This window comes from Companilactobacillus ginsenosidimutans, assembly GCF_001050475.1.
Taxonomy (GTDB): domain Bacteria; phylum Bacillota; class Bacilli; order Lactobacillales; family Lactobacillaceae; genus Companilactobacillus; species Companilactobacillus ginsenosidimutans.
In genome coordinates, this window is the sequence record NZ_CP012034.1 from 1,013,585 (window position 1) to 1,036,585 (window position 23,001).

General features: G+C 37.9%; 14 protein-coding genes and 4 tRNA genes. 2 read left to right on the forward strand and 16 right to left on the reverse strand.

What is annotated here, in order from left to right:
• Positions 1–27: 27 nt before the first annotated feature.
• Positions 28–498, reverse strand: coding sequence for a 30S ribosomal protein S7 (gene rpsG, locus ABM34_RS05465; RefSeq protein WP_048704091.1), 471 nt, complete (start codon positions 496–498; stop codon positions 28–30).
• 31 nt (positions 499–529) lie between these two features.
• Positions 530–943, reverse strand: coding sequence for a 30S ribosomal protein S12 (rpsL, locus tag ABM34_RS05470; protein WP_048704093.1), 414 nt, complete (start codon positions 941–943; stop codon positions 530–532).
• Positions 944–1,181: 238 nt separating this feature from the next.
• On the opposite strand from rpsL, the gene ABM34_RS05475 reads away from it, so the two are divergent.
• Entirely contained in the window at positions 1,182–1,850 is a 669-nt protein-coding gene (locus tag ABM34_RS05475) for a prepilin peptidase (RefSeq protein ID WP_048704095.1), read from the forward strand.
• On the opposite strand, the gene ABM34_RS05480 is transcribed toward ABM34_RS05475, so the two are convergent.
• The 4 genes from ABM34_RS05480 to ABM34_RS05495 all read right to left on the reverse strand — a co-directional run bounded on the left by ABM34_RS05480 (position 1,851) and on the right by ABM34_RS05495 (position 12,895).
• On the reverse strand, positions 1,851–2,675 hold the full coding sequence (locus tag ABM34_RS05480) for an alpha/beta hydrolase (protein ID WP_048704097.1): 825 nt from the start codon (positions 2,673–2,675) through the stop codon (positions 1,851–1,853).
• 106 nt (positions 2,676–2,781) lie between these two features.
• Complete coding sequence (gene rpoC / locus ABM34_RS05485) at positions 2,782–6,459, reverse strand: DNA-directed RNA polymerase subunit beta' (protein WP_048704098.1); 3,678 nt, start codon at positions 6,457–6,459, stop codon at positions 2,782–2,784.
• Between the two features lie 34 nt (positions 6,460–6,493).
• A complete protein-coding gene (gene rpoB, locus ABM34_RS05490) occupies positions 6,494–10,114 on the reverse strand; it encodes a DNA-directed RNA polymerase subunit beta (protein ID WP_048704100.1) in 3,621 nt (1,206 codons plus the stop codon).
• A 261-nt stretch (positions 10,115–10,375) separates the two neighbouring features.
• Positions 10,376–12,895 (reverse strand): ATP-dependent Clp protease ATP-binding subunit, encoded by a 2,520-nt coding sequence (locus tag ABM34_RS05495; RefSeq protein WP_048704101.1) that lies wholly within the window; start codon positions 12,893–12,895, stop codon positions 10,376–10,378.
• A 756-nt stretch (positions 12,896–13,651) separates the two neighbouring features.
• Between ABM34_RS05495 and ABM34_RS05505 the strand changes: the two genes are divergently transcribed.
• Positions 13,652–14,581: an IS30 family transposase gene (locus ABM34_RS05505; RefSeq protein ID WP_048704104.1), complete on the forward strand. Its 930-nt coding sequence runs from the start codon at positions 13,652–13,654 to the stop codon at positions 14,579–14,581.
• A gap of 183 nt (positions 14,582–14,764) precedes the next feature.
• On the opposite strand, the gene ABM34_RS05510 is transcribed toward ABM34_RS05505, so the two are convergent.
• The 10 genes from ABM34_RS05510 to tilS all read right to left on the reverse strand — a co-directional run bounded on the left by ABM34_RS05510 (position 14,765) and on the right by tilS (position 22,943).
• Positions 14,765–14,836, reverse strand: a tRNA-Gly gene (locus ABM34_RS05510).
• 4 nt (positions 14,837–14,840) lie between these two features.
• Positions 14,841–14,913 (reverse strand) — tRNA-Thr (locus tag ABM34_RS05515).
• A gap of 35 nt (positions 14,914–14,948) precedes the next feature.
• Positions 14,949–15,031, reverse strand: a tRNA-Leu gene (locus ABM34_RS05520).
• Between the two features lie 30 nt (positions 15,032–15,061).
• Positions 15,062–15,134, reverse strand: a tRNA-Val gene (locus tag ABM34_RS05525).
• 84 nt (positions 15,135–15,218) lie between these two features.
• Entirely contained in the window at positions 15,219–16,709 is a 1,491-nt protein-coding gene (gene lysS / locus ABM34_RS05530) for a lysine--tRNA ligase (protein WP_048706382.1), read from the reverse strand.
• 55 nt (positions 16,710–16,764) lie between these two features.
• Positions 16,765–17,769 (reverse strand): tRNA dihydrouridine synthase DusB, encoded by a 1,005-nt coding sequence (gene dusB, locus ABM34_RS05535; RefSeq protein ID WP_048704106.1) that lies wholly within the window; start codon positions 17,767–17,769, stop codon positions 16,765–16,767.
• A gap of 71 nt (positions 17,770–17,840) precedes the next feature.
• Positions 17,841–18,722 (reverse strand): Hsp33 family molecular chaperone HslO, encoded by an 882-nt coding sequence (gene hslO / locus ABM34_RS05540; protein WP_048704108.1) that lies wholly within the window; start codon positions 18,720–18,722, stop codon positions 17,841–17,843.
• Positions 18,723–18,772: 50 nt separating this feature from the next.
• Positions 18,773–20,995, reverse strand: a complete 2,223-nt coding sequence (ftsH, locus tag ABM34_RS05545; protein ID WP_048704110.1) for an ATP-dependent zinc metalloprotease FtsH — start codon at positions 20,993–20,995, stop codon at positions 18,773–18,775.
• A gap of 80 nt (positions 20,996–21,075) precedes the next feature.
• Positions 21,076–21,621, reverse strand: coding sequence for a hypoxanthine phosphoribosyltransferase (hpt, locus tag ABM34_RS05550; RefSeq protein WP_048704111.1), 546 nt, complete (start codon positions 21,619–21,621; stop codon positions 21,076–21,078).
• 2 nt (positions 21,622–21,623) lie between these two features.
• A complete protein-coding gene (gene tilS / locus ABM34_RS05555) occupies positions 21,624–22,943 on the reverse strand; it encodes a tRNA lysidine(34) synthetase TilS (protein WP_232298622.1) in 1,320 nt (439 codons plus the stop codon).
• Between the last annotated feature and the right edge of the window lie 58 nt (positions 22,944–23,001).

Consider the following 23,001-nt stretch of genomic DNA (forward strand, 5'->3'; position numbering starts at 1 on the left):
TCTTATCTCCTCTCAGTTTACTGAATTCTACCAACGATAATGGGCGAAGGCACGGTTGGCATCAGCCATCTTATGTGTATCTTCACGTTTCTTAACAGCAGCACCAGTATTGTTTGCTGCATCCATGATTTCGTTTGCTAGTCTTTCGTCCATTGTGTGTTCACCACGTAAACGAGCATAGCTAACAATCCAGCGTAAACCTAAAGTTGTACGACGATCTGGACGTACTTCAATAGGAATTTGGTAGTTAGAACCACCGATACGGCGAGCCTTAACTTCTAGAACTGGCATAACATTGTTCATTGCTTCTTCAAACACGTCCAATGGTTCGTTACCAGTCTTATCCTTAATGATGTCAAATGAGCGATAAAGAATTGTTGAGGCAGTACCTCTTTTACCGTCATACATCAAGTGGTTAATTAATCGTGTTACTAATTTTGAGTTATACATTGGATCAGGCAAAACATCGCGTTTTGGAGCGCTACCTTTTCTTGGCATATTAAATTCCTCCGTTAATATTCTTTACTAATTATTTCTTAGGTTTCTTAGCACCGTATTTTGAACGGCTTTGCATACGTCCGTCAACACCGGCTGTATCAAGAGCACCTCGAACAACGTGATAACGTACACCAGGTAGATCCTTTACACGTCCACCACGGACAAGAACAACACTATGCTCTTGCAAGTTGTGTCCGATACCAGGAATATATGCTGTTACTTCGATAAGGTTTGATAATCTAACACGGGCATACTTACGTAGGGCTGAGTTAGGTTTCTTAGGTGTCATTGTTCCGACACGAGTTGCAACACCACGTTTTTGGGGTGCTGGATTCTTTGTAGCTATTTTCTTCATACTGTTGTAGCCGAAGTTCAATGCAGGTGCATCAGACTTTGATGTTTGTGACTTACGGCCTTTACGTACTAATTGGTTAATTGTAGGCATTCAAAGTTCCTCCTAAAAATTTTAAGTACACACATCCAGGTGGTTCACAATTTTGGAAAAATAATAAACCACATGAGTGGCGTACCTTTTGAGCTTATATTTATAAACAAATTGTCCTTGCTGCCAATAAAAGCACGTCTATTAGAATAACATCCATCTCGGGCACTGTCAACGCTACTTTTTAAGACTTTGTGGAAAAAATCTGAAGTAATTGCGTAATATCTCTATGAGGTGATGCATGATGGAAATAATTTTATATTCGATACTATTTTTTACTGGAGCAAGTATAGTTTCATTCTTGACAGTTATGGCTTATGAAATCCCCAACAGCAACGTGTTTTGTCTAAGACGTTCTTGTTGTGACAACTGTAAAAGGCAACTATCGTGGAATCACACTATTCCTATTCTAGGCTATTTAATGACATTTGGTAAGTGCATTTGGTGTCATTATAAAATTCCGATCTTATATCCAGTCAGTGAGCTACTTGGTGGGCTATTTTTATTAGCAATTCTCCCGCTTGAGAAAGATATATACTTCGTCATACCAATATTTGTTATGTTGATACTTTTTTCATTCATGGATATTTTCCATGGATATATCTTGCCAGTTTATTACTTGCTTGTAGTACCTTGCTTTTTACTCCACACTCATACACTATTCGTCATTGCTGGACTGGCAGTTTGGGGAACGCTCTACCTACTTGAATATTTTGGGTTCGGAATTGGACTTGGAGATGTTGAAGTCATTACCTTGCTAACATTCCTACTTGGATTTGAAAAAATTTTGTTAATCGTTATTTTAGCTTGTTTATTGTGTCTTCTAACCTTCTTACTAAAGAAAAAAAGATCATTTAGATTCATCCCTTATCTTACAATCTCGACAGGACTCATCTATTTGATCTTTTAATTAATTAGTTGGTAAAACATTAATTTGTTTCAACCAGTTAAGGCATAGTTCCCACCACTTTGATGCTTGGTGATTCAAGTAATGGTCCCCACCTGGTTTTTGAACTTGATAGGTGGCTAATGACATGCCATGAGGGCCACTTGAGAATAGATGCAATTCAAACGGAATATTCAACTCTTCCATTTTATTAGCATAGAGTAGCGAATTCTTTACCGGTACTGTTTGATCAGTAATTGTTTGCCACATAAATGTTGGCCTTCCTGACTCAGTTAAACTTTCCTCCGGCTTCCAAAATTTATCATCGGGACTAATTTTTTTAACATCATCCATTGTAGGTGGCCAACCAATTGTCATATCGACCACGGAATACCCCATTATATTGGCATAAGGCATCACTTCAATATCATCTGGAAAAATCTTTCTTTGCGTATCTTTATTTGTCATCAAAGAATTGAAGTTGGCAATAATATTTCCACCAGCTGAAAATCCTACCAATAATATTTTGTCCAAATCAATTTGATGTGATGATGCTTGAGTTTTTATCCAGTTTAATGTTGTGGCCAATTCTTGTAATGCTAGTGGAAAGACCGATTTATCATCTTTTAACAACTGATAGTGAAAAACCACTGAATGAACGCCCGCCGCTGCAAAATTCATAGCAATCGGTTGAGCTTCACGATCAGAGTGAAATTTGAAGGCACCACCCGGAATAATGATTGCGAGCGGATCTTTTATTTCTTGATCAAAATCACTAATTGGATCCAAAAAGTATGTATCTAAATCAAAGTTATTATCTTGATAATTCAAGGTCTTTTTTTGAAACATAGTCAATCCTCCTCAGCATTTACAAACGCTGTTTGACTACATTCTAACAAATTTGGACAAAAAAATAAGTTGATATGATTTTAATCATACCAACTTATTAATTTAATTACTTATTACGTTCCTCTTGTTTTTTGGCATCTTCAGCTTTCATTTGCTCTTCGATGTCAGAAATTGTGTAAGCCCCATTTAAAGAGTTTGCAGCCATAGGACCAGTTTTCTTAGGTTCCATGTGGTTATACTTAGCCATACCAGTACCGGCAGGAATAAGTTTACCAATAATAACATTCTCTTTAAGTCCAAGAAGTGGATCATTCTTACCACGAATTGAAGCGTCAGTAAGAACTCTTGTTGTTTCCTGGAATGATGCAGCTGACAAGAAACTGTTTGTTTCAAGTGAGGCTTTAGTAATACCAAGCAATACAGGACGACCTGTTGCTGGAATTCCACCTTTAATCAAAGTATCACGGTTGTGATCTGTGAATTGTGAAATATCCATTAATTCACCTGGTAATACATCTGTATCACCTGGATCAAGAACACGTACTTTACGAAGCATTTGTCTGATCATAACCTCGAAATGCTTATCAGAAATATCAACACCTTGCATACGGTAAACTTTTTGAACTTCAGCAAGTAGATAGTTTTCTGTTGTTTGAACGTTTGTAATCTTGATTAATTCCTTAGGATCGATTGAACCTTGTGTTAACTTACTACCACGTGTAATGACGTCACCTTCGGCAACGGCAACACTTGATGTATAAGGAACACTGTAAGTTCTGTTATCGATATTACCTTCAACAGTAATTTCCTTTGTATGTTCTGCAGGGTTTTCGTCGATTGCTGTAATAGTACCATCAACCTCAGAAATAATTGCAAGACCTTTGGGGTTTCTAGCTTCAACGATTTCTTGAACACGAGGAAGTCCTTGTGTAATATCGTCACCACCAGCAACACCACCAGTATGGAAGTTACGCATTGTTAGTTGTGTACCGGGTTCACCGATTGATTGAGCAGCAACAGTACCAACTGCTTCACCAATTTCAACTTCTTCACCAGTAGCAAGGTTACGACCGTAACACTTCTTACATACACCATGTTTTGTGTTACATGTAAATGCTGAACGAATTGTAACTGTTTCAACACCAGCGTCAACAATCTTTTGAGCCATATCCTCATCCATCATTACACCACGAGGAACAATTACGTCACCTGTAGCAGGATCTTTAACTGTCTTTTGAGTATAACGACCAACTAGACGGTCATACAATGGTTCGATCATGTCTGTACCTTCAACAATTGAGCTGACTTCTAGACCACGATCAGTACCACAATCTTCTTCACGGACAATAACATCTTGTGCAACATCAACTAGACGACGAGTCAAGTAACCTGAGTTAGCTGTCTTCAACGCAGTATCAGTCATACCTTTACGGGCACCGTGAGTTGACATGAACATTTCCAAAACAGATAGGCCTTCACGGAAGTTAGAAATAACAGGGATTTCCATCATACCACCATTAGGAGCAGCCATAAGTCCACGCATACCTGCAAGCTGTGTAAAGTTTGAGATATTACCACGGGCACCAGAGTCAGACATCAAGTTAATAGGATTTGTTGGATCGAAGGAATCAATCAATCTTTGTTGAATATCATCCTTAGTTTCGTTCCAAACACTAATAACACGATCGTGTCGTTCTTCATCAGTAATCAAACCACGACGGAATTGCTTAGAAATTGAAGCAACTTGTTTGTGGGCCTTATCGATGATTTGTGGTTTTTCAGTTAAATTAGGAACATCAGTAACACCAACAGTTAATCCAGAATAAGTACAGATTGTGTAACCTAATTCCTTCATATCATCAAGCAGTTCTGATGTTCTTTGAACACGGTAAACTTTGAAGATTTGAGCGATGATATCACTTAAATAACCACTCTTAAGTGGATCGATAAGTTCCATTTCGTCCAAACGGTCTTCAATGTTTTCACCCTTACCTAAGAAGTACTTATCGGGAACACCATTGATAAGGTTGTCATCAGTAGGTTCGTTTAAGTATGGGAAATCTTCTGGAAGAATTTCGTTAAAGATTGCCTTACCAACACTGGTAATCATAATCTTGTTACGTTGATCTTCTTTGAAAGGTTTCTTTGGCATTGATTCAACAGAAATACCAATTCTTGTATGGTAATGAACATCACCATTTAACAAAGCAATTTTAATTTCGTTAAGATCCTTAAAGATCTTACCTTCACCAGCCATATGTCTTGTTTCAATTGTTAAGTAGTAGTTACCCAAAACAACATCCTGTGATGGTGTAACGATAGGTTTACCATCTTTAGGAGCAAGAATATGGTGAGCAGCTAGCATCAACATACGTGCTTCAGCTTGAGCTTCGTCTGATAGTGGCACATGGACAGCCATCTGATCACCATCAAAATCGGCATTATAAGCTTCACAAGCAAGTGGGTGAAGACGAATTGACTTACCATCAACCAATACAGGTTCAAAGGCTTGGATACCAAGTCTGTGAAGTGTAGGTGCACGGTTAAGTAATACTGGACGTTCTTTAATTACATCTTCAAGAACATCCCAAATGTCGTCATCTTGACGATCAATTTTTCTTCTAGCATTTTTAACGTTTGATGCAATCTCACGTTTAACTAATTCATGCATTACGAAAGGCTTGAATAATTCCAAAGCCATTTCACGAGGAAGTCCACATTGATAGAACTTCAATGTAGGACCAACATCGATAACTGAACGACCTGAGTAGTCAACACGTTTACCAAGTAAGTTTTGACGGAAACGTCCTTGCTTACCTTTAAGCATATGTGAAAGTGACTTCAATGGTCTGTTACCTGGTCCAGTAACTGGACGGCCACGACGACCATTATCGATCAAGGCATCAACAGCCTCTTGCAACATTCTCTTTTCATTTTGAACGATGATGTTAGGAGCATTTAAGTCCAACAATCTCTTCAAACGGTTGTTACGGTTAATTACACGACGGTATAAATCGTTCAAGTCAGATGTGGCAAAACGTCCACCTTCAAGTTGAACCATTGGTCGTAAATCAGGTGGGATAACGGGAATAGCATCCATTACCATCCATTCTGGTTTGTTACCAGATTTTTGGAAAGCACTTAAAATATCCAAACGTCTGATAGCACGTGTACGTTTTTGACCTTGTGCAGTATGTAGAACTTCACGTAAGTCTTTAACTTCTGCAGCCATATCAACTTGGCTGAGCAATTCTCTAATACCTTCAGCACCCATTTTAGCAACAAACTTGTTACCAAATTCTTCTCGCTTCTTACGGTATTCAGATTCTGTAAGTAGTTGTTTTGTTTCTAGGTCTGTACCTTCACCTGGATCAATAACTACGTATGAAGCAAAGTAAATAACTTCTTCAAGGTTTCTTGGGCTCATGTCCAAAACGAGTCCCATACGTGATGGAATTCCCTTGAAGTACCAGATATGTGTAACTGGAGCTGCTAATTCGATATGAGCCATGCGTTCACGACGAACTTTTGAACGTGTAACTTCAACACCACAGCGATCACAAACAATACCCTTATAACGGATACGTTTGTACTTACCACAGGCACATTCCCAGTCTTTAGTTGGTCCAAAAATTCTTTCATCGAATAGACCATCTTTTTCTGGTTTCAAAGTACGGTAGTTGATTGTTTCGGGTTTCTTAACTTCACCATAAGACCAACTACGGATCTTATCTGGAGAAGCCAAACCAATTTGCATACTTTCGAATTTATTAACGTCTATCAAAAGGTAACCTCCCTAACATGCTAAATTTTGACTATTATTCTGATTTTGTACTTGTTGAATTGTTAGTTTGAACAGATGATTGGTTATCTTCTGCTTCCAACTTTTTAGCTTCTTCTTCAGCACGTTTTTGTTCTTGTTGCTTAGCAAATTTAGATAGTGCATCAATACTTACAGTATCGTCATCATCATCCATATCTCTAAGTTCAATTTCTTTTTTACTGCTATCAAGAACCTTCATATCAAGTCCAAGAGCTTGTAATTCTTTAACAAGAACACGGAATGATTCAGGAACTCCTGGCTTAGGAATACTTTCACCCTTAACGATAGCTTCATATGTCTTAACACGTCCAACGATATCATCAGACTTGTATGTCAAGATTTCTTGAAGTGTATAAGCGGCACCATAAGCTTCCAAAGCCCAAACTTCCATTTCACCAAATCTCTGACCACCAAATTGTGCTTTACCACCAAGTGGTTGTTGAGTAACTAGTGAGTAAGGTCCGATTGAACGAGCGTGCAATTTATCATCAACCATGTGAGCTAGTTTCATGTAGTACATAACACCAACGGCAACACGGTTCTTAAATGGTTCACCAGTACGTCCATCATAAAGAATTGACTTAGCATCTGAATCCATATCGGCTTCTTTAACGATGTCCCATAATTCATCATCACTAACACCATCGAAAACAGGTGTAGCAACGTGGATACCAAGTTTTCTAGCAGCCATACCTAAGTGAAGATCAAGTACTTGTCCAATATTCATACGTGATGGAACACCCATTGGGTTCAAAAGAATATCAACTGGTGTACCGTCTGGCATGTATGGCATATCTTCTTGAGGTACAACGATTGAAACAGTACCTTTGTTACCATGACGACCAGACATCTTGTCACCAACTTGAATCTTACGTTTTTGTGCAATATAAACACGAACCATCATGTTTACACCAGGATTCAATTCATCGCCGGCTTCACGTGTAAATACTTTAACATCTTGGATAATTCCGCCACCACCATGTGGTACACGAAGTGAAGTATCACGAACTTCACGAGCTTTTTCACCAAAGATTGCGTGTAGTAAACGTTCCTCAGCTGATAATTCAGTAACACCCTTAGGTGTAACTTTACCAACAAGAATGTCACCGTCACGTACTTCAGCACCAATACGGATAACACCAAATTCATCAAGATCTTTTAGTGATTCTTCTCCGACATTAGGAATCTCACGAGTGATTTCTTCAGGTCCAAGTTTTGTATCACGTGCTTCTGATTCATACTCTTCAATATGAATTGAAGTATATGCATCTTCACGGACTAATTTTTCTGAAAGAACAATAGCATCTTCATAGTTATACATATTCCATGTCATGAAAGCGATAAGTGGGTTTTGACCAAGGGCCAATTCTCCACCTTCCATGGCAGGACCATCAGCAATAATGTCGCCAGCCTTAACTTCTTCACCCTTACGAACGATAGGTCTTTGGTTGTAACTCTTACCATTATTTGAACGACGGAATTTTGTTACTTTATATTCATCAATTGTTCCATCATCACTGCGTTCAATAGTGATCTTCTTAGCATCAACATATTGAATAGTTCCGGCGTGATCAGCAAGCAAGGCAGCACCAGAATCGTGAGCAGCAATATATTCCATACTTGTACCAACAAGTGGTGCGTGTGGATTAATTAAAGGAACAGCTTGACGTTGCATGTTGGCACCCATTAAGGCACGGTTTGAATCATCATTTTCCAAGAAAGGAATACATGCAGTAGCAACAGAGACAACTTGTCTAGGTGAAACATCCATGTAATCGACCTTTTCGGCTGTTGTTTCGATATTGTCATCTTGATGACGAGCCAAAATTGTATCTTCAGCAAATGATCCATCGTCAGTTAAATGAGTATTAGCCTGAGCAACGATGTAGTTATCTTCTTCGTCAGCTGTTAAGTAATCGATCTTATCAGTAACTTTGTGAGTATCCCATGAAACACGACGATATGGTGTTTCGATGAAACCATATTTATTAACAATAGCGTAACTGGCCAAGTTGTTAATAAGTCCGATATTAGGACCTTCAGGAGTTTCAATAGGACACATACGGCCATAGTGAGTATAGTGAACATCACGAACTTCATATCCGGCACGATCACGAGTCAAACCACCAGGTCCAAGAGCTGATAGACGACGCTTGTGTTCTAGCTCACCAAGTGGATTAGTCTGATCCATGAACTGTGATAGTTGTGATGAACCAAAGAATTCCTTGATTGAGGCAACAACTGGTCTAATGTTGATCAATTGTTGAGGTGTAACAGTTGATGAGTCTTGAATTGACATTCTTTCACGTACAACACGTTCCATACGTGATAAACCAATACGGAATTGGTTTTGAAGTAATTCACCGACTGAACGAATACGACGGTTACCCAAGTGATCAATATCATCTGTTGAACCAATTCCCTCTTTAAGGTTCAAGAAGTAATTAAGTCCAGCTAAGATATCAGCAACTTGAATTGTACGGTTGTGTTCATCAATATGACCGTTACCGATAATATTAACAACCTTTTCGTTATCTTCTTGTGAATAAACTTTGATGATTTGTAGAGTAACAGGATCTGTTTGTGCACCCTCATCAGATGGTTGAACAGTAGTTGTCTTGAAATCGTCGCGGTCAAGATATGGGCTCAATTTGCTCATAGCATCACGGTCGATAACTGTATCTTTAGCCAAAACAACTTCACCTGTATCAGGATCAGCTAATGTTTCAGCCAATGTTTGATTCAACAAACGTGTTTTAAGATTTAACTTCTTATTGATCTTGTAACGACCAACAGCAGCTAAATCGTATCTACGTGGGTCAAAGAATCTAGCATAGAGCAATGAACGAGAACTATCAGCAGTCTTAGGTTCACCAGGACGTAATCTTTCATAGATGTCATTCAAGGCTTCTTCAACACGTGAATCAGAAGTATCTTTATGTACATCTTTTTCAAGAGTACGGTTCAATGTGTCATTTTCACCGAAGATATCAAGAATTTCAGCATCTGAACCAAAACCAAGTGCACGCACTAGTTCTGAAATCAAAAGTTTTCTTGTTCTATCGATTCTTACATAACCAAGACCTTTAGCATCTGTTTCATATTCCAACCAAGCACCACGGTTAGGGATAACAGTTGTACCAAATGTCTCACGGCCGTTCTTATCAGTATCAGCATTATAGTAGATACCAGGAGAACGAACTAATTGAGAAACGATAACACGTTCAGCACCATTAATAATGAAAGTACCTTGGTCTGTCATTATTGGGAAATCACCAAAGAACACGTCTTGAGTCTTGATTTCACCAGTTTCATGGTTAGTCAATTTCAAGGTAACATGTAATGGAGCTGAGTAGTTGGCATCATGTTGTCTAGCTTCTTCAACAGTGTATTTCTCTTCTAAAAGCTTGTAGTCAACATATTCCAAAGAAAGGTTTCCAGCAAAATCATCGATTGGCATAACATCATCAAACATATCTTTTAGACCTTCGTCTAAGAACCAGTTATATGAGTTTTTTTGAATGTCAATTAGATTTGGTAGTGGAAGTACTTCCTTGATCTTGGCATAACTACGACGAACACGGTGTGCACCATAATTTACGTTATGAAAAGTCAAATTCTTCACCTCAACATTTATTTTTGTTCAAAATGTAGCCGTAAGAAATATTACAATTGTGTTACAAATTGTATGCAAACGGTTTATTTACCTGATTTAGGGCAAAAAAAAACCAAAAATAGAAACTAAATTCTATCTTTGCTTTTTCTATACGGCATCACTACGGACAATAGATCGTAGTTTGCGTTTTGAACTTTAAATCTCATTTGCCATATTACTAGCCTATATACGTTTTGTCAATGCTTAAGCATTAATTTTTCGTTAGACTTTGGCGCCTTTTTTATTATCGTTCAATTTCTTTTTATTATTTTTTGAAGCAGGTTTCTTTTCGCCTTTAGTTACAGAAATATCAAGCTTGCCCTTCTTCGAACCAACCTTAATCGTGTCGCCCTCTGAAATGTTATTCATCAATAACAATTCACTTACTGGATCTTCAATTTCACGTTGGATTGTTCTTCTCATAGGACGAGCACCATACTCTGGATTGTAACCATCTTTAACCAAGTCATCATATGCGGATGGAGAAATTGATAATTGAATTTCTCTTTCTGCAAGTCTCTTTCTAAGATTGTTACTCATGATCTTAGCGATTGCCTTAAGTTGCTCTTTGTTAAGAGACTTAAAGACGATTGTTTCGTCAATACGATTCAAGAATTCTGGTCTGAAGAACTTCTTCAACTCTTCGTTAATACGTGATTGCATTTCCTTGTAGTCATTTCTGGCATCTTTCGCACCAAAACCAACTGACTTATCTTCATCAAGCGAACGTGCACCTAAGTTAGAAGTCATAATGATAATTGTGTTTCTGAAATCAACCTTGCGGCCTTTAGCATCAGTTAAGATACCATCATCCAAAACCTGGAGCAAAATGTTAAACACATCTGGATGAGCCTTTTCAACTTCATCAAGCAGGATTACTGAATAAGGTTCATTTCTAACTTTCTCAGTTAGTTGTCCACCTTCATCAAATCCTACATAACCAGGAGCTGAACCAATCAACTTGGAAGTACTGTATTGTTCCATGTACTCAGACATATCAACACGGATCAAGTTATCTTCTGATCCAAACATTACTTCAGCAATTGATTTAGCAAGTTCAGTCTTACCAACACCAGTAGGTCCAAGGAACATAAATGAACCAATTGGACGGTCAGGATCCTTCATACCACTTCTAGCACGACGAATAGCTCTTGAAACAGCACCAATTGCATCTTCTTGGCCAACAACACGTTTGTGTAACTCTTTTTCAAGATTCAACAGACGTTCACTCTCTTTACGAGTGATTTGTTTAACTGGAACACCTGTCCAGTCAGCAATGATCTCAGCAATGTCTTCTTCAGTGACAACTGGCTTTTTGGCCTTGCCACTTTCTTCAGCCTGCTTGTACTCTTCAATCTTCTCTTGAATATCTTGTTCTTTTTCACGAATTTGCGCAGCTTTTCCGAAATCTTGGTTCAGAATTGCGGCATTCTTTTCATCAATTAACTCAAGCGATTGAGAGTTCAACTCTTCTAGCTTGTTATTGTGTTCAGAATTGTGGATACGAACCTTTGCAGAAGCCTCATCAATTAAATCGATGGCCTTATCTGGTAAGAATCGGTTCGTCAAGTATCTTGTTGAAAGTCTAACAGCTGCAGTAACAGCAGCATCAGAAATTGTTAGTCCATGATGTTGTTCATAGCGTGGACGTAAACCATCGAGAATCTGGATTGATTCTTCAGCTGTAGGTTCTTCAACATAAACTTTGGCAAAACGACGCTCCAAAGCAGTATCTTTTTCAATGTATTTTTGATATTCGTTTGATGTTGTTGCACCAATTAATTGCAATTCTCCACGAGCTAAAGCAGGTTTCAAAATGTTAGATGCATCAATAGCACCTTCAGCACCACCGGCACCAATCAATGTGTGTAACTCATCAATAAATAGAATGACATGCTTATCAGCATAAATTTCTTCAATAATTTTCTTCAGACGGTCCTCAAACTCACCACGATACTTAGTACCGGCAACTAATGAACCCATATCTAGCATCATGATACGTTTATTCTGCATATCAGCAGGGACAGTTTTGGCAACAATTGCCTCAGCAAGTCCTTCCACAATAGCAGTCTTACCAACACCTGGCTCACCAACTAATACAGGATTGTTCTTTGTACGACGACTAAGAATTTGGATAGTTCTCTCAACTTCTTTAGAACGACCAACAACAGGATCTACACGATTATCAGCTGCTAATTGCGTCAAATTACGAGCGAGACCATCAAGAGTAGGAGTTCCCGCTTGTGCAGTCTTCTTCTTCTGATTCATTCCAACTCCACGACGTGAAGTCTTATTTGTCATTCCCATTTTACTAAGAAGTAAATTCTTTGTTTTAGTCAAACTCAATCCGAGATTAGTCAAAATACGATTTGCTAAATTATCAGAATCATCCAAAATTGCAAGAAGGATGTGTTCTGTTCCAATTCGGCTTGAGCTATATTGGTTTGAAACATTTTCTGAACTAGAAAGGATTTGCTGTCCTTTTGGTGAATAAGGGAGGTAAATTCCACTTGCTGCGTTTGCTGATGTGTCTCCATAACCTGTAAGATGTTCAATTTCTTCTTGAACGTCTCGGTCACTTACAGCTAGGTCGCGCAAAGTAATACCGGCAATACCATCATTTTCCATGGTTAAGCCAAGCAAGATATGCTCTGTTCCAACAGCATTATGATGAAATGTCTTAGCCTGCTCTTGAGCCAAGACAAGTGCGTTTTTCGCGCTTTCGGTAAACACTTTATCCATATTCGTTACCTCGACTTATTAATTTATCTGTGATGAAAGTATAATTCTGTTTAATAGAATTGCAAGCAATAAATATCAACCACCTAATTATCACCTTTTTATCACGGATCTCCTAAACATCTATTCGTTTAAATCTAATGAAACAATAACATTGTTACGGAATATTTCACACAAATTAGATTAGAAATATATTTATGTGGTTACTCTTATTCTAACAAGAACGGTGGCCTGTGCCATTAATAAACTTAAAAAATTATTATTAAAATCAGACCTTATAATTCTGTCCCTAAATGTTTAAGGATATTTATATTAAAGTTTTTTACATTATTTGTAAAGCGATTGAGCTTGATGGGTTCTACTAAACATTTAGTTTGGATGTTCACTGCCGGTTCCGACAGGAAATCGATTTTTTGCCCTGGAACGTACTGGGCACGATTTGGAGCCACTGCAAAAAACGCAGTGTCTTCAAACTCGGCCTTTGAGGTAGGTCGGGACAGTTCCCCGACCAACTCAAAATTCAGTACTGAGGGCAAATCGATTTCCTGTCTCCACCTAGATCATCATTAATCTGATGTTTAGTTTTTTTGGTGTTGGCCATTGATTGCACGTCCTTTTTTATTCGTTTGCACTTTAAGAAATAGTATTTAATTTGTTGAATTGTAAGATTAATCCGAACACCTAAATAAAATACAAAAACCCATAGTAAATGTTCTACAATGGTTAGCGACTAAACAGACCAGAAAGAAGACATTTACTATGAGCATATCTACTTTATCACAGTTTGAGCGCGGAGCCATATATCAATTATTAAAAGATGGTAATTCTCACAATGAAATTGCAAGAAGGATGAAGTTGTCCAAATCTACAATTAGTAATGAACTCAGCCGTGTCAATCCGTATGACCCTGTTCTGGCACAAGAGCACGCTGATAAAATGAGGCGCCATTGCGGAAGACAATCAATACTGTCAAAGGATAATGCCATTCTGATTAAGCAACACCTTGAGCTAACTTGGTCACCTGAACAAATAGCTAGTGAATTAAACCTGTGTTTTAAATCCATCTACAACTGGATTTATCAGAGGTTGATCGATTTTGATTCAGAACTATTACCAGATAAATCTCGTCGTAAAAAGCATAAACATGAGACACGTGGGACTTTCAAAGTTGATGAAACCATAGAGACGAGACCCGAAGAAATTAATACTCGTAAGACCTTTGGACATTGGGAAGCTGATACTGTCCTATCTTCACGTGGACAATCAAAGGCTTGCTTAGCAACGTTTGTAGAACGTAAGACAAGATTCGTCTGGGCGATTAAGATCAATGATCGTACTAAGGAATCAATGAATTCAGCGATAAAAAAGATGAAATCAATCTTTGGTGAAAACATTAAATCTATAACAGTGGATCATGGAAAAGAGTTCTCAGGATTCAACGACTTGGCCGATTATTACAATCTTCCAGTCTATTTCTGTCATCCATATTCACCATGGGAACGTGGAACTAATGAGTACTTCAATCGAAAACTACGTTGGTTCTTTCCAAAGAAAACAGACTTCAACAGTGTTTCTGAAGATGAGTTGCTGGAATCATTAGAATTGATCAATAATCGACCATTAAAAATACTTGGCTGGAACACGGCCATTGAGACGTTTAGGGATTGTGTATTGAAGTGTTCGGATTAAACTTGCAATCTCTCATTTCAAAAAGATGAGCATGTATAAAAAAAAACTGATTTAGTCAGAAACCGCGCTCTTGATACTTTTGTATAACATCTTCAACTAATTTAAACTTTCGTCCAAAAATAAAAGGACTGAAAACATATTCTGTTTTCAATCCTTTTTATTAATTGTGCTTATTTTTCAATAAGCGGAAGACGAGATTCGAACTCGCGACCCCCACCATGGCAAGGTGATGTTCTACCACTGAACTACTTCCGCAAAATGCCGACTAGAAGATTCGAACTTCCGACCCCCTGTTTACAAGACAGATGCTCTGCCAACTGAGCTAAGTCGGCATAATTTTCTAATTATGCACTTTTATAAGTACTAATACGGGTGAAAGGACTTGAACCTTCATGTCCAAATGACACTAGAACCTAAATCTAGCGCGTCTGCCAATTCCGCCACACCCGCAAAACTTTAAACCATTAAGCCAAAGCTTAATGGAGGATACAGGGATCGAACCTGTGACCTCCTGCTTGTAAGGCAGATGCTCTCCCAGCTGAGCTAATCCTCCAAGTAATGCGAAACAACTATATAAGTATACCTAAAAACAAACAAAAAAGTCAACGACTAATCGCTGACTTTTTAAAATAAATTTTTATTCTTCTTCATTACTGTTATCTTCTGGTTTCATGGTTGGGAACAAGATTACATCTCTAATTGATGGTGCATCTGTTAGCAACATTACCAAACGATCAACCCCGATACCTAATCCACCTGTTGGTGGCATACCGTATTCAAGAGCTTCGACGAAGTCGTCATCTATATGTTCTGCTTCATCGTTACCATTTGCACGTTCTTCAGCTTGTGCTTCAAAACGTTTGCGTTGATCAATTGGATCATTTAGTTCTGTAAAGGCATTTCCATATTCATGGCCTAAAATATAAACTTCAAAACGGTCTGTGAAATTAGGATTTTCCTTACTCTTTTTGGCTAAAGGTGATACTTCTAGAGGATATTCGTAAACGAATGTTGGTTCTTTTAGTGTATCTTCCACAAATTCATCAAAGAATTCGGAAATGATGTGACCCACACCCCAGAACTCTTCATAGTGAACACCTTTTTCATCAGCTAACTTACGAGCTTGTTCAAGGTCCATATCTTGACTGAAGTCGATACCTGTTTGTTCTTTGATAGCATCAACCATCTTAATACGTTTGAAAGGTTTACCAAGGTCGATATCTTCACCTTGATAAGTAACCTTTGATGTTCCTAAAGCAGCTTCAGCAGCATGTTTGAACATGCCCTCGACTTCTTTCATAACGTCATACATATCAAAGTAAGCTGCATAAGTTTCCAAACTTGTATATTCAGGATTGTGTTGAGTATCTAATCCTTCATTACGGAAAGCACGGCCAATTTCATAAACACGTTCGAATCCACCAACAATTAATCTCTTCAATGGAAGTTCAAGAGCGATACGTAAGTACATGTCGATATCCAAAGCATTGTGATGTGTCATGAATGGGCGAGCAGTTGCCCCACCAGCTTGAGTATTCAAAACTGGAGTTTCAACACTCATAAATCCTTGACCATCTAAATATTCACGGATAGCTGAAATAATTTTTGTGCGTTTCTTGAAACGATCAAAACTATCAGGGTTAGCAATCAAGTCCAAATATCTTTGACGATAAATTTGCTCAATATTTGTTAAACCATGGAATTTATCTGGTAATGGACGCAATGATTTTGACAACATAGTTACGTGAGTTGCCTTAATAGTCAACTCACCCATATCAGTTTTCATGATTTCTCCATGAATACCTAAATGATCACCGATGTCAGAACGCTTGAAAATATGATAGTTTTCTTCGCCAACTTCGTCTTTACGAACATAAATTTGAATCTTGCCACTTCTATCACGGATATCAGCAAATCCAACTTTACCTTTACCACGTTTAGTCATCATACGACCGGCAATTACAACAGGTAAATCTTGTTCTTCAAGAGTTTCCTTATCTTCATCACCATATTTATCATGAATTTCTTGTGCCAAGGCAGTTCTTTCAAAACGTGAACCGAATGGATCAACGCCTTCATCATAAAGTTCTTGTAACTTTTCACGACGAACACGTAGTTGGTCGTTCATTTGCTTCTCTTTACCAGTTTGCTTCTTTTGGTTACTCAAATTTCTTCCCCTTTTCCTACGAAACTCTACTTGATCTAGCTTCGCGTTTTTCGTAGTCTTCTATGAAGTTATCCAGAATATCAAATACTTCTTGCATAGTATCAACTTCCATTACTTGCGCACGTGCACGAACAGCATGTGGAATACCCTTTAAATAATAAGCTGCTTGTTGACGGAATTCTGGAACTCCGACTTTCTCACCTTTTAAGTCTACCAGACGTTCGAGCTGAATTTTAGCAGTATTTATTTTTTCTCGAGGTTCTGGCTCAGGAATTAACTCTCCTGTTTCAATATAATGCTCCATTGCATTAAGTTTCCATAGATTTCCAAGTACCGCACGGCCTACCATAGCAGCATCCGCACCAACTTCTTCAATCATATACTTAGCGTCTTGAGGAGTCTTAATGTCGCCATTACCCATAAATGGAATTGTTAAGTTCTGCGCCACTTCATGCAAAATATCCCAATCAGCTTTGCCTTGATAAAATTGTGCTTTGGTCCTACCATGCATGGCAATCGCAGCAGCACCACCCTCTTGGGCAGCTAGTGCATTTTCAACGGCAAAAATATGATCAGCATCCCAGCCAGTTCTCATCTTGACTGTTAAAGGTTTATCAATCGATGAACTAATAGCTTTAACCACCTGATAAATTTTATCCGGGTCAAGAAGCCAACGGGAGCCAGCATCTTCTTTAGTTATTTTCTTTACGGGACATCCCATATTGATGTCAATGATGTCCGCATTTGTATTCTCTGAAACAAATTGAGCAGCTTGAACTAAGTTTTCTTGATCTCCACCAAATAATTGAACACTAACTGGGTGTTCTTTCGGATCAATTTTCAACATATTCAAAGTTTTTTTATTTCGGAATTGAATTCCTTTGTCACTGACCATTTCGCAAACAACTAATCCTGCCCCAAATTCACGAGCAGTTAATCGAAAAGATGCATTGGTAATTCCGGCCATTGGTGCAACGACTACTTGATTCGGAATCGTTACATTACCTATTTTCCATTCCATAGTGGGTACCTCTATTTTTTCAATTACAACTTGTCATGATAACAAATATTGCAATTGATTAGCAAATAACATTACTTTTTATCAGCAATTATTTCAGTTAATTCTTGTTCAGAAAATTGATATTTGTTCCCACAGAACTTGCATACTGCTTCTGCACCATGGTTTTCGTCAATCATTTCTTGTAGCTCTTTATCAGACAAGGTTGCAAGTGACTTAGAAAATCTATCTTTAGAACAATCACACTTAAATTGAATTGGTTGTGAGGATAGAATCTTAGTTTCGATGCCATTCATCAATTTATCCATAATTTGCTCGGGTGTTAATCCCTCATTCATTAGTTCAGAAATATTTGGAACAATTTTCAAATTATTCTCAATTTGGGTGATGTCATCATCCCCAGCATCAGGCAATGTTTGGATTAGAAATCCCCCAGCTTTTCCAACGGTTTCATTTGGATGTACGAATACAGAAACTCCAACTGCTGATGGAATCTGTTCAGATTTTGCCATGTAATATGCAAAATCATCTCCAATTTCACCGGAAACAATCGGTGTTTGTCCTGTAAATGGATCCTTTAGATGTAAATCCTTAGTAATACTCAAAGTACCTTGTGTACCAACTGCACCACGTACATCAATATGATGTTTATCGTTAAGTGGAAGACTCACATGAGGGTTTTGAATATATCCTTTCACGTCACCTTGTGCATTTGAATCAACTACGATTGCGCCAGCAGGACCATCGGCAACGATTCTTGTTGTTAAAACTTCATCCTCTTTCAAGGTTGAAGTGGCAACTAAAATTGTTCCAATCATGGTCCTGCCGAGTGCGGCAGTTGAATTTGACCAAGTATCATGTCTTTTTTGAGCTTCAGCAATTGTATTGGTTGCATCAATTACATACACGCGAAATTTTCCATTAGTTGAAACTGCTTTGATTAATTTGTCTGCCATTTAAGTACTCCTTCGCAAGAAAAAGCGACTCTTTCGAGTCGCTTTTTTCGTTAATCTTTATTATTGTCATCATCTTTTTCGGAAGGGAATTCAATCTTATTTGGATCGTCATCGTCTTTCTTATCTTCTGATGGCTTGTTTTCTGACTTATTATCTGCATCTTCTTTTGGTGCTGTGTTTGCATCGTCTGAACTTGAAGTGTCGCCTGAGTTTGAATCATCATGATAATCGTTGTCATCTGAATCTTCATCAGTTGAACTTGTTTCAGTCTTTTGCTTTGCAGCATCCTTAGCTTCTGCAGCGCGCTTAGCTTGCTCAAATGAGTTAGCTGTTTCGCTTGGAAATTCTTGTGTTGAGTCATTTTCAGGCATCTTACCTGAATCAAACAAACTGAGAATTTCTTTTTCATCAAGTGTTTCGTATTTCAATAGAGCTTCAGCAATTAATTTATGCTTGTCACGGTGGCTTTCGATAATCTCTCTAGCTTGTTCGTGAGCTTCATCAATAATACGTTTAACTTCTTGATCAATAGCTTTAGCAGTGTCTTGCGAATATGTAGGCTCTGCACGGTAACCACCGCTACCAACAGGTTGTCCATCTTTTTCAAGTTGAACAGTACCTAGTCGGTCTGTCATACCATATTCAGTAACCATTGTACGGGCAATTTGTGTTGCCTGTTCAAAGTCATTTGAGGCACCTGATGATTGTTGACCAAAGATAATTTCTTCAGCTGTACGTCCACCAAGTAAACCAGCAATTTGTTCTGTTAATTCTTTCTTAGTTACTAAGTTTTGATCGTCTTTAGGAAGCATGATGGCATAACCACCTGCACGTCCACGAGGTACGATAGTAACTTTCCTAACTACACGAGAATCATTTAACACAAGACCGATAATTGCGTGTCCAGCTTCGTGATAAGCAACCATGTGACGTTCCTTATCAGAAATAACACGGTTTCTCTTAGCTGGTCCAGCAATAACACGATCTTCAGCTTCATCGATATCTGAAGAATCAATCTTTGTCTTATGACGTCTAGCTGCAACTAAAGCAGCTTCGTTTAGTAGGTTTTCTAGGTCAGCACCAACGAAACCAGGAGTTTGTTGAGCAATAACCTTTAAATCAACATCGTCAGTAAAGGTCTTGTTCTTAGAATGAACCTTAAGAATAGCTTCACGACCCTTAACGTCTGGACGACCAACCAAAATCTTACGGTCAAAACGTCCTGGACGAAGCAAGGCTGGATCAAGGACATCGGAACGGTTAGTAGCAGCCATAACGATAACACCTTCATTACCAGTAAATCCATCCATCTCAATCAATAATTGGTTAAGTGTTTGTTCACGTTCATCGTTTCCGCCACCTGTACCGGCACCACGTTGACGACCAACGGCATCAATTTCATCAATGAAGATGATTGATGGAGCATCTTTTTTAGCGTTTTCGAATAAGTCACGAACACGAGATGCACCAACACCAACGAACATTTCAACGAAATCTGAACCAGAAATTGAATAGAAAGGAACTTTAGCTTCACCGGCAACAGCCTTGGCAAGCAATGTTTTACCAGTACCAGGAGGACCTTCTAGAAGAACACCGGATGGTATTCTAGCACCAAGTGAAACATATTTTCGTGGATCTTTTAAGAAATCAACAACTTCAACAAGTTCTTGTTTCTCTTCTTCAGCACCAGCAACATCAGAGAATCTAACTTTGTTTTTCTTAGGATCCTCAGGTTTAACTTTGGATTTACCAAAGCTCATAACTCGGTTGGCACCACCGCCTTGGCCTCCACGACCCATAAGGGCAAAGAAGACAAAGAAAATCAATACTAGTGGGACAACAAAGGAAATAACCAAGTATACCCATTGACTAGACTGCGACTTTGGCGCTGCAGTAGTCTTTACATGTTTTGCCGAAGCGGCATTGTTAATTTGTTTCAAAGTATCATTGTTTGGTAGAACGGTAGAAGTAAATTGAGTTACCTTCGAACTTGAAGAATTACTACGTCCTAGCAATGAAACTGAACGTGACGCATTTGAAGTTTGAGCTTTCTTGTAAGTACCAGTTACTTGATAAGCTCCTCCGATAGGCTCAATTTTAAAGCTCTTAACCTTGCCTTGCTTAATTTGAGTAATAAATTGATCTTGGCTTAAAGTCTTAGATTGTTCGGTAGATTGACCACCGGCAAACCAACTTGCTGCAAGAACTAATACTACAAATAGCAAGATGTAAAACAGGCTATTGTTGATAAGCCTATTTCGATTATTTTTCATATGTTTCCTCCTAAGCTTAGACGTTACATATTGTAACATTAGTGGATATTAACACAATAATAATTGTACTGCTATTTTTGCTATTTTGTTGAATAAACCTCTTGTTTTAAAACACCAACATAAGGAAGATTTCGATAGCGCTCATCATAGTCCATTCCATAACCTACAACAAACTCATCTGGAATCTTGACACCATTATAATCAACATGGACGTGTTTGATTCTTCTAGATGGTTTATCTAAGAATGAAACAATTTTAATTGACTTGGCATGTCGAGTGTTAAAAAGCTCAACTAGACGGTCTAGTGTAAATCCAGTGTCAATTATATCTTCAACAATTACTACATCCCTGTCTCTCAAAGAAGTATCAAGATCTTTTATAATCCTGACATCCCCTGTCGAAACGGTATTCTCACCACCGTAGCTAGAAACATCCATAAAGTCGTATTCAAGTGGAATATCGATATTCTTGATTAAATCCATCATGAACATCGCAGCACCACGTAAAATACAGACAAACAGCGGATTCTTGCCAGCGTAGTCTTGAGACAACTGTTCGCCTAAACGACGATTTGCCTCAGCAATTTCTTCCTCGGAAACTAAGACTCTCTCTATATCGGAATTCATACTCATACCTCATCGAAATCAATTTTAAAGAATATTCTTCTCTTTTTTAAATAGTCGCTTAAATTATAAATTTTTTCAACCCAAATTATCTGATTATCAAATAATAATATCGGAATTTTATTTCTTTCCTCTTTGGATATTTTTTTATTTATGAATCGTTTACTAAGTTTTTGATGTTCTGAGGGACTAATAGTTAATCTATCACCAGTTTGTCGCGTTCTCAAAATAATATGCTTGGGAATTTCATCCACTGAAAAAGTAGCATTTTCCTCGGTCGAAATTGTGAGCCTAAATATTTTATTATTAACAGAATACTTTTGACCCAATTCAATCTCAATTTCAAAATCTGAATCCCCAACAATTCTAGAAATTTTAAATTGATCATAAATCCTGGTGAAGTTCCAACTATGCTCAAGATTTACTGTTCCATTAGGCTTATCACCCATAACAACATCAATAATTTGCTGAATCTGTTTATTACTAATAGATAATTCCACCAAATTTTGTTTAAAAACATAACCCCAAAATAGAGTTTGTTGATTAGAAGTTAATTGCCTTACTGGTAATAAATTACCCGTAATTTCTCCATTCGTACTTAATAATTTCATTTGCGAAGCGATTTCAGCAAATCTTTGGTTGGCAATCTCAATTAAGGCCCCTGCTTGTTCATCAAAAAGTTTGAAATGACGTAATAGTTGTCCATTCTCCTCTTGAAGTTGTGGAAAAATATCGTTACGAAGCCTATTTCGCATAGTAATATCTTCAAAATTTGTTTCATCTTGTACATGTTTTAAATCATGCTTATTGGCATACTGTTTAATCACATTTTTCGAAAACCCTAATAATGGTCGTAATAACTGACCATTCCCAAAATCACGATGAGATTTCAAACTAGTTACTTCGTAAACATTTCCAGAACGAATCAGTTTCATCAAAATATTTTCCGATAAGTCATTGGCATGATGTGCGGTCAGTAAGGTATCAAATCCATATTGATCCATAACTTGTTTGAAATATCCGTATCGAAATTTTCGGGCCGCAGCTTCCATTCCCAAGTTTGATTGGTGATGATCCCATTTTGAAGTAAAAAATTTCAATTGGCTTTTTTCACAAAACTTTTTAACAAATTCCACTTCGGACTGGCTTTCTGGACGTAAATCATGATCAACGTTAACTACCGCCATGTGATTTTTGGGATGAATTTTGGAGACTATATCAGTCAACACTATTGAATCTACGCCTCCAGATACTGCTATTAGAACATTATGCGCATGATACTGTTTTAAAATTTTTCGAACATTTGTGACCATGCTAACTTCCAAGTTTTTCGCTCCCAATTAAAAAGGTTGGAACAATTGTTCCAACCCCCTGTATTTGTAT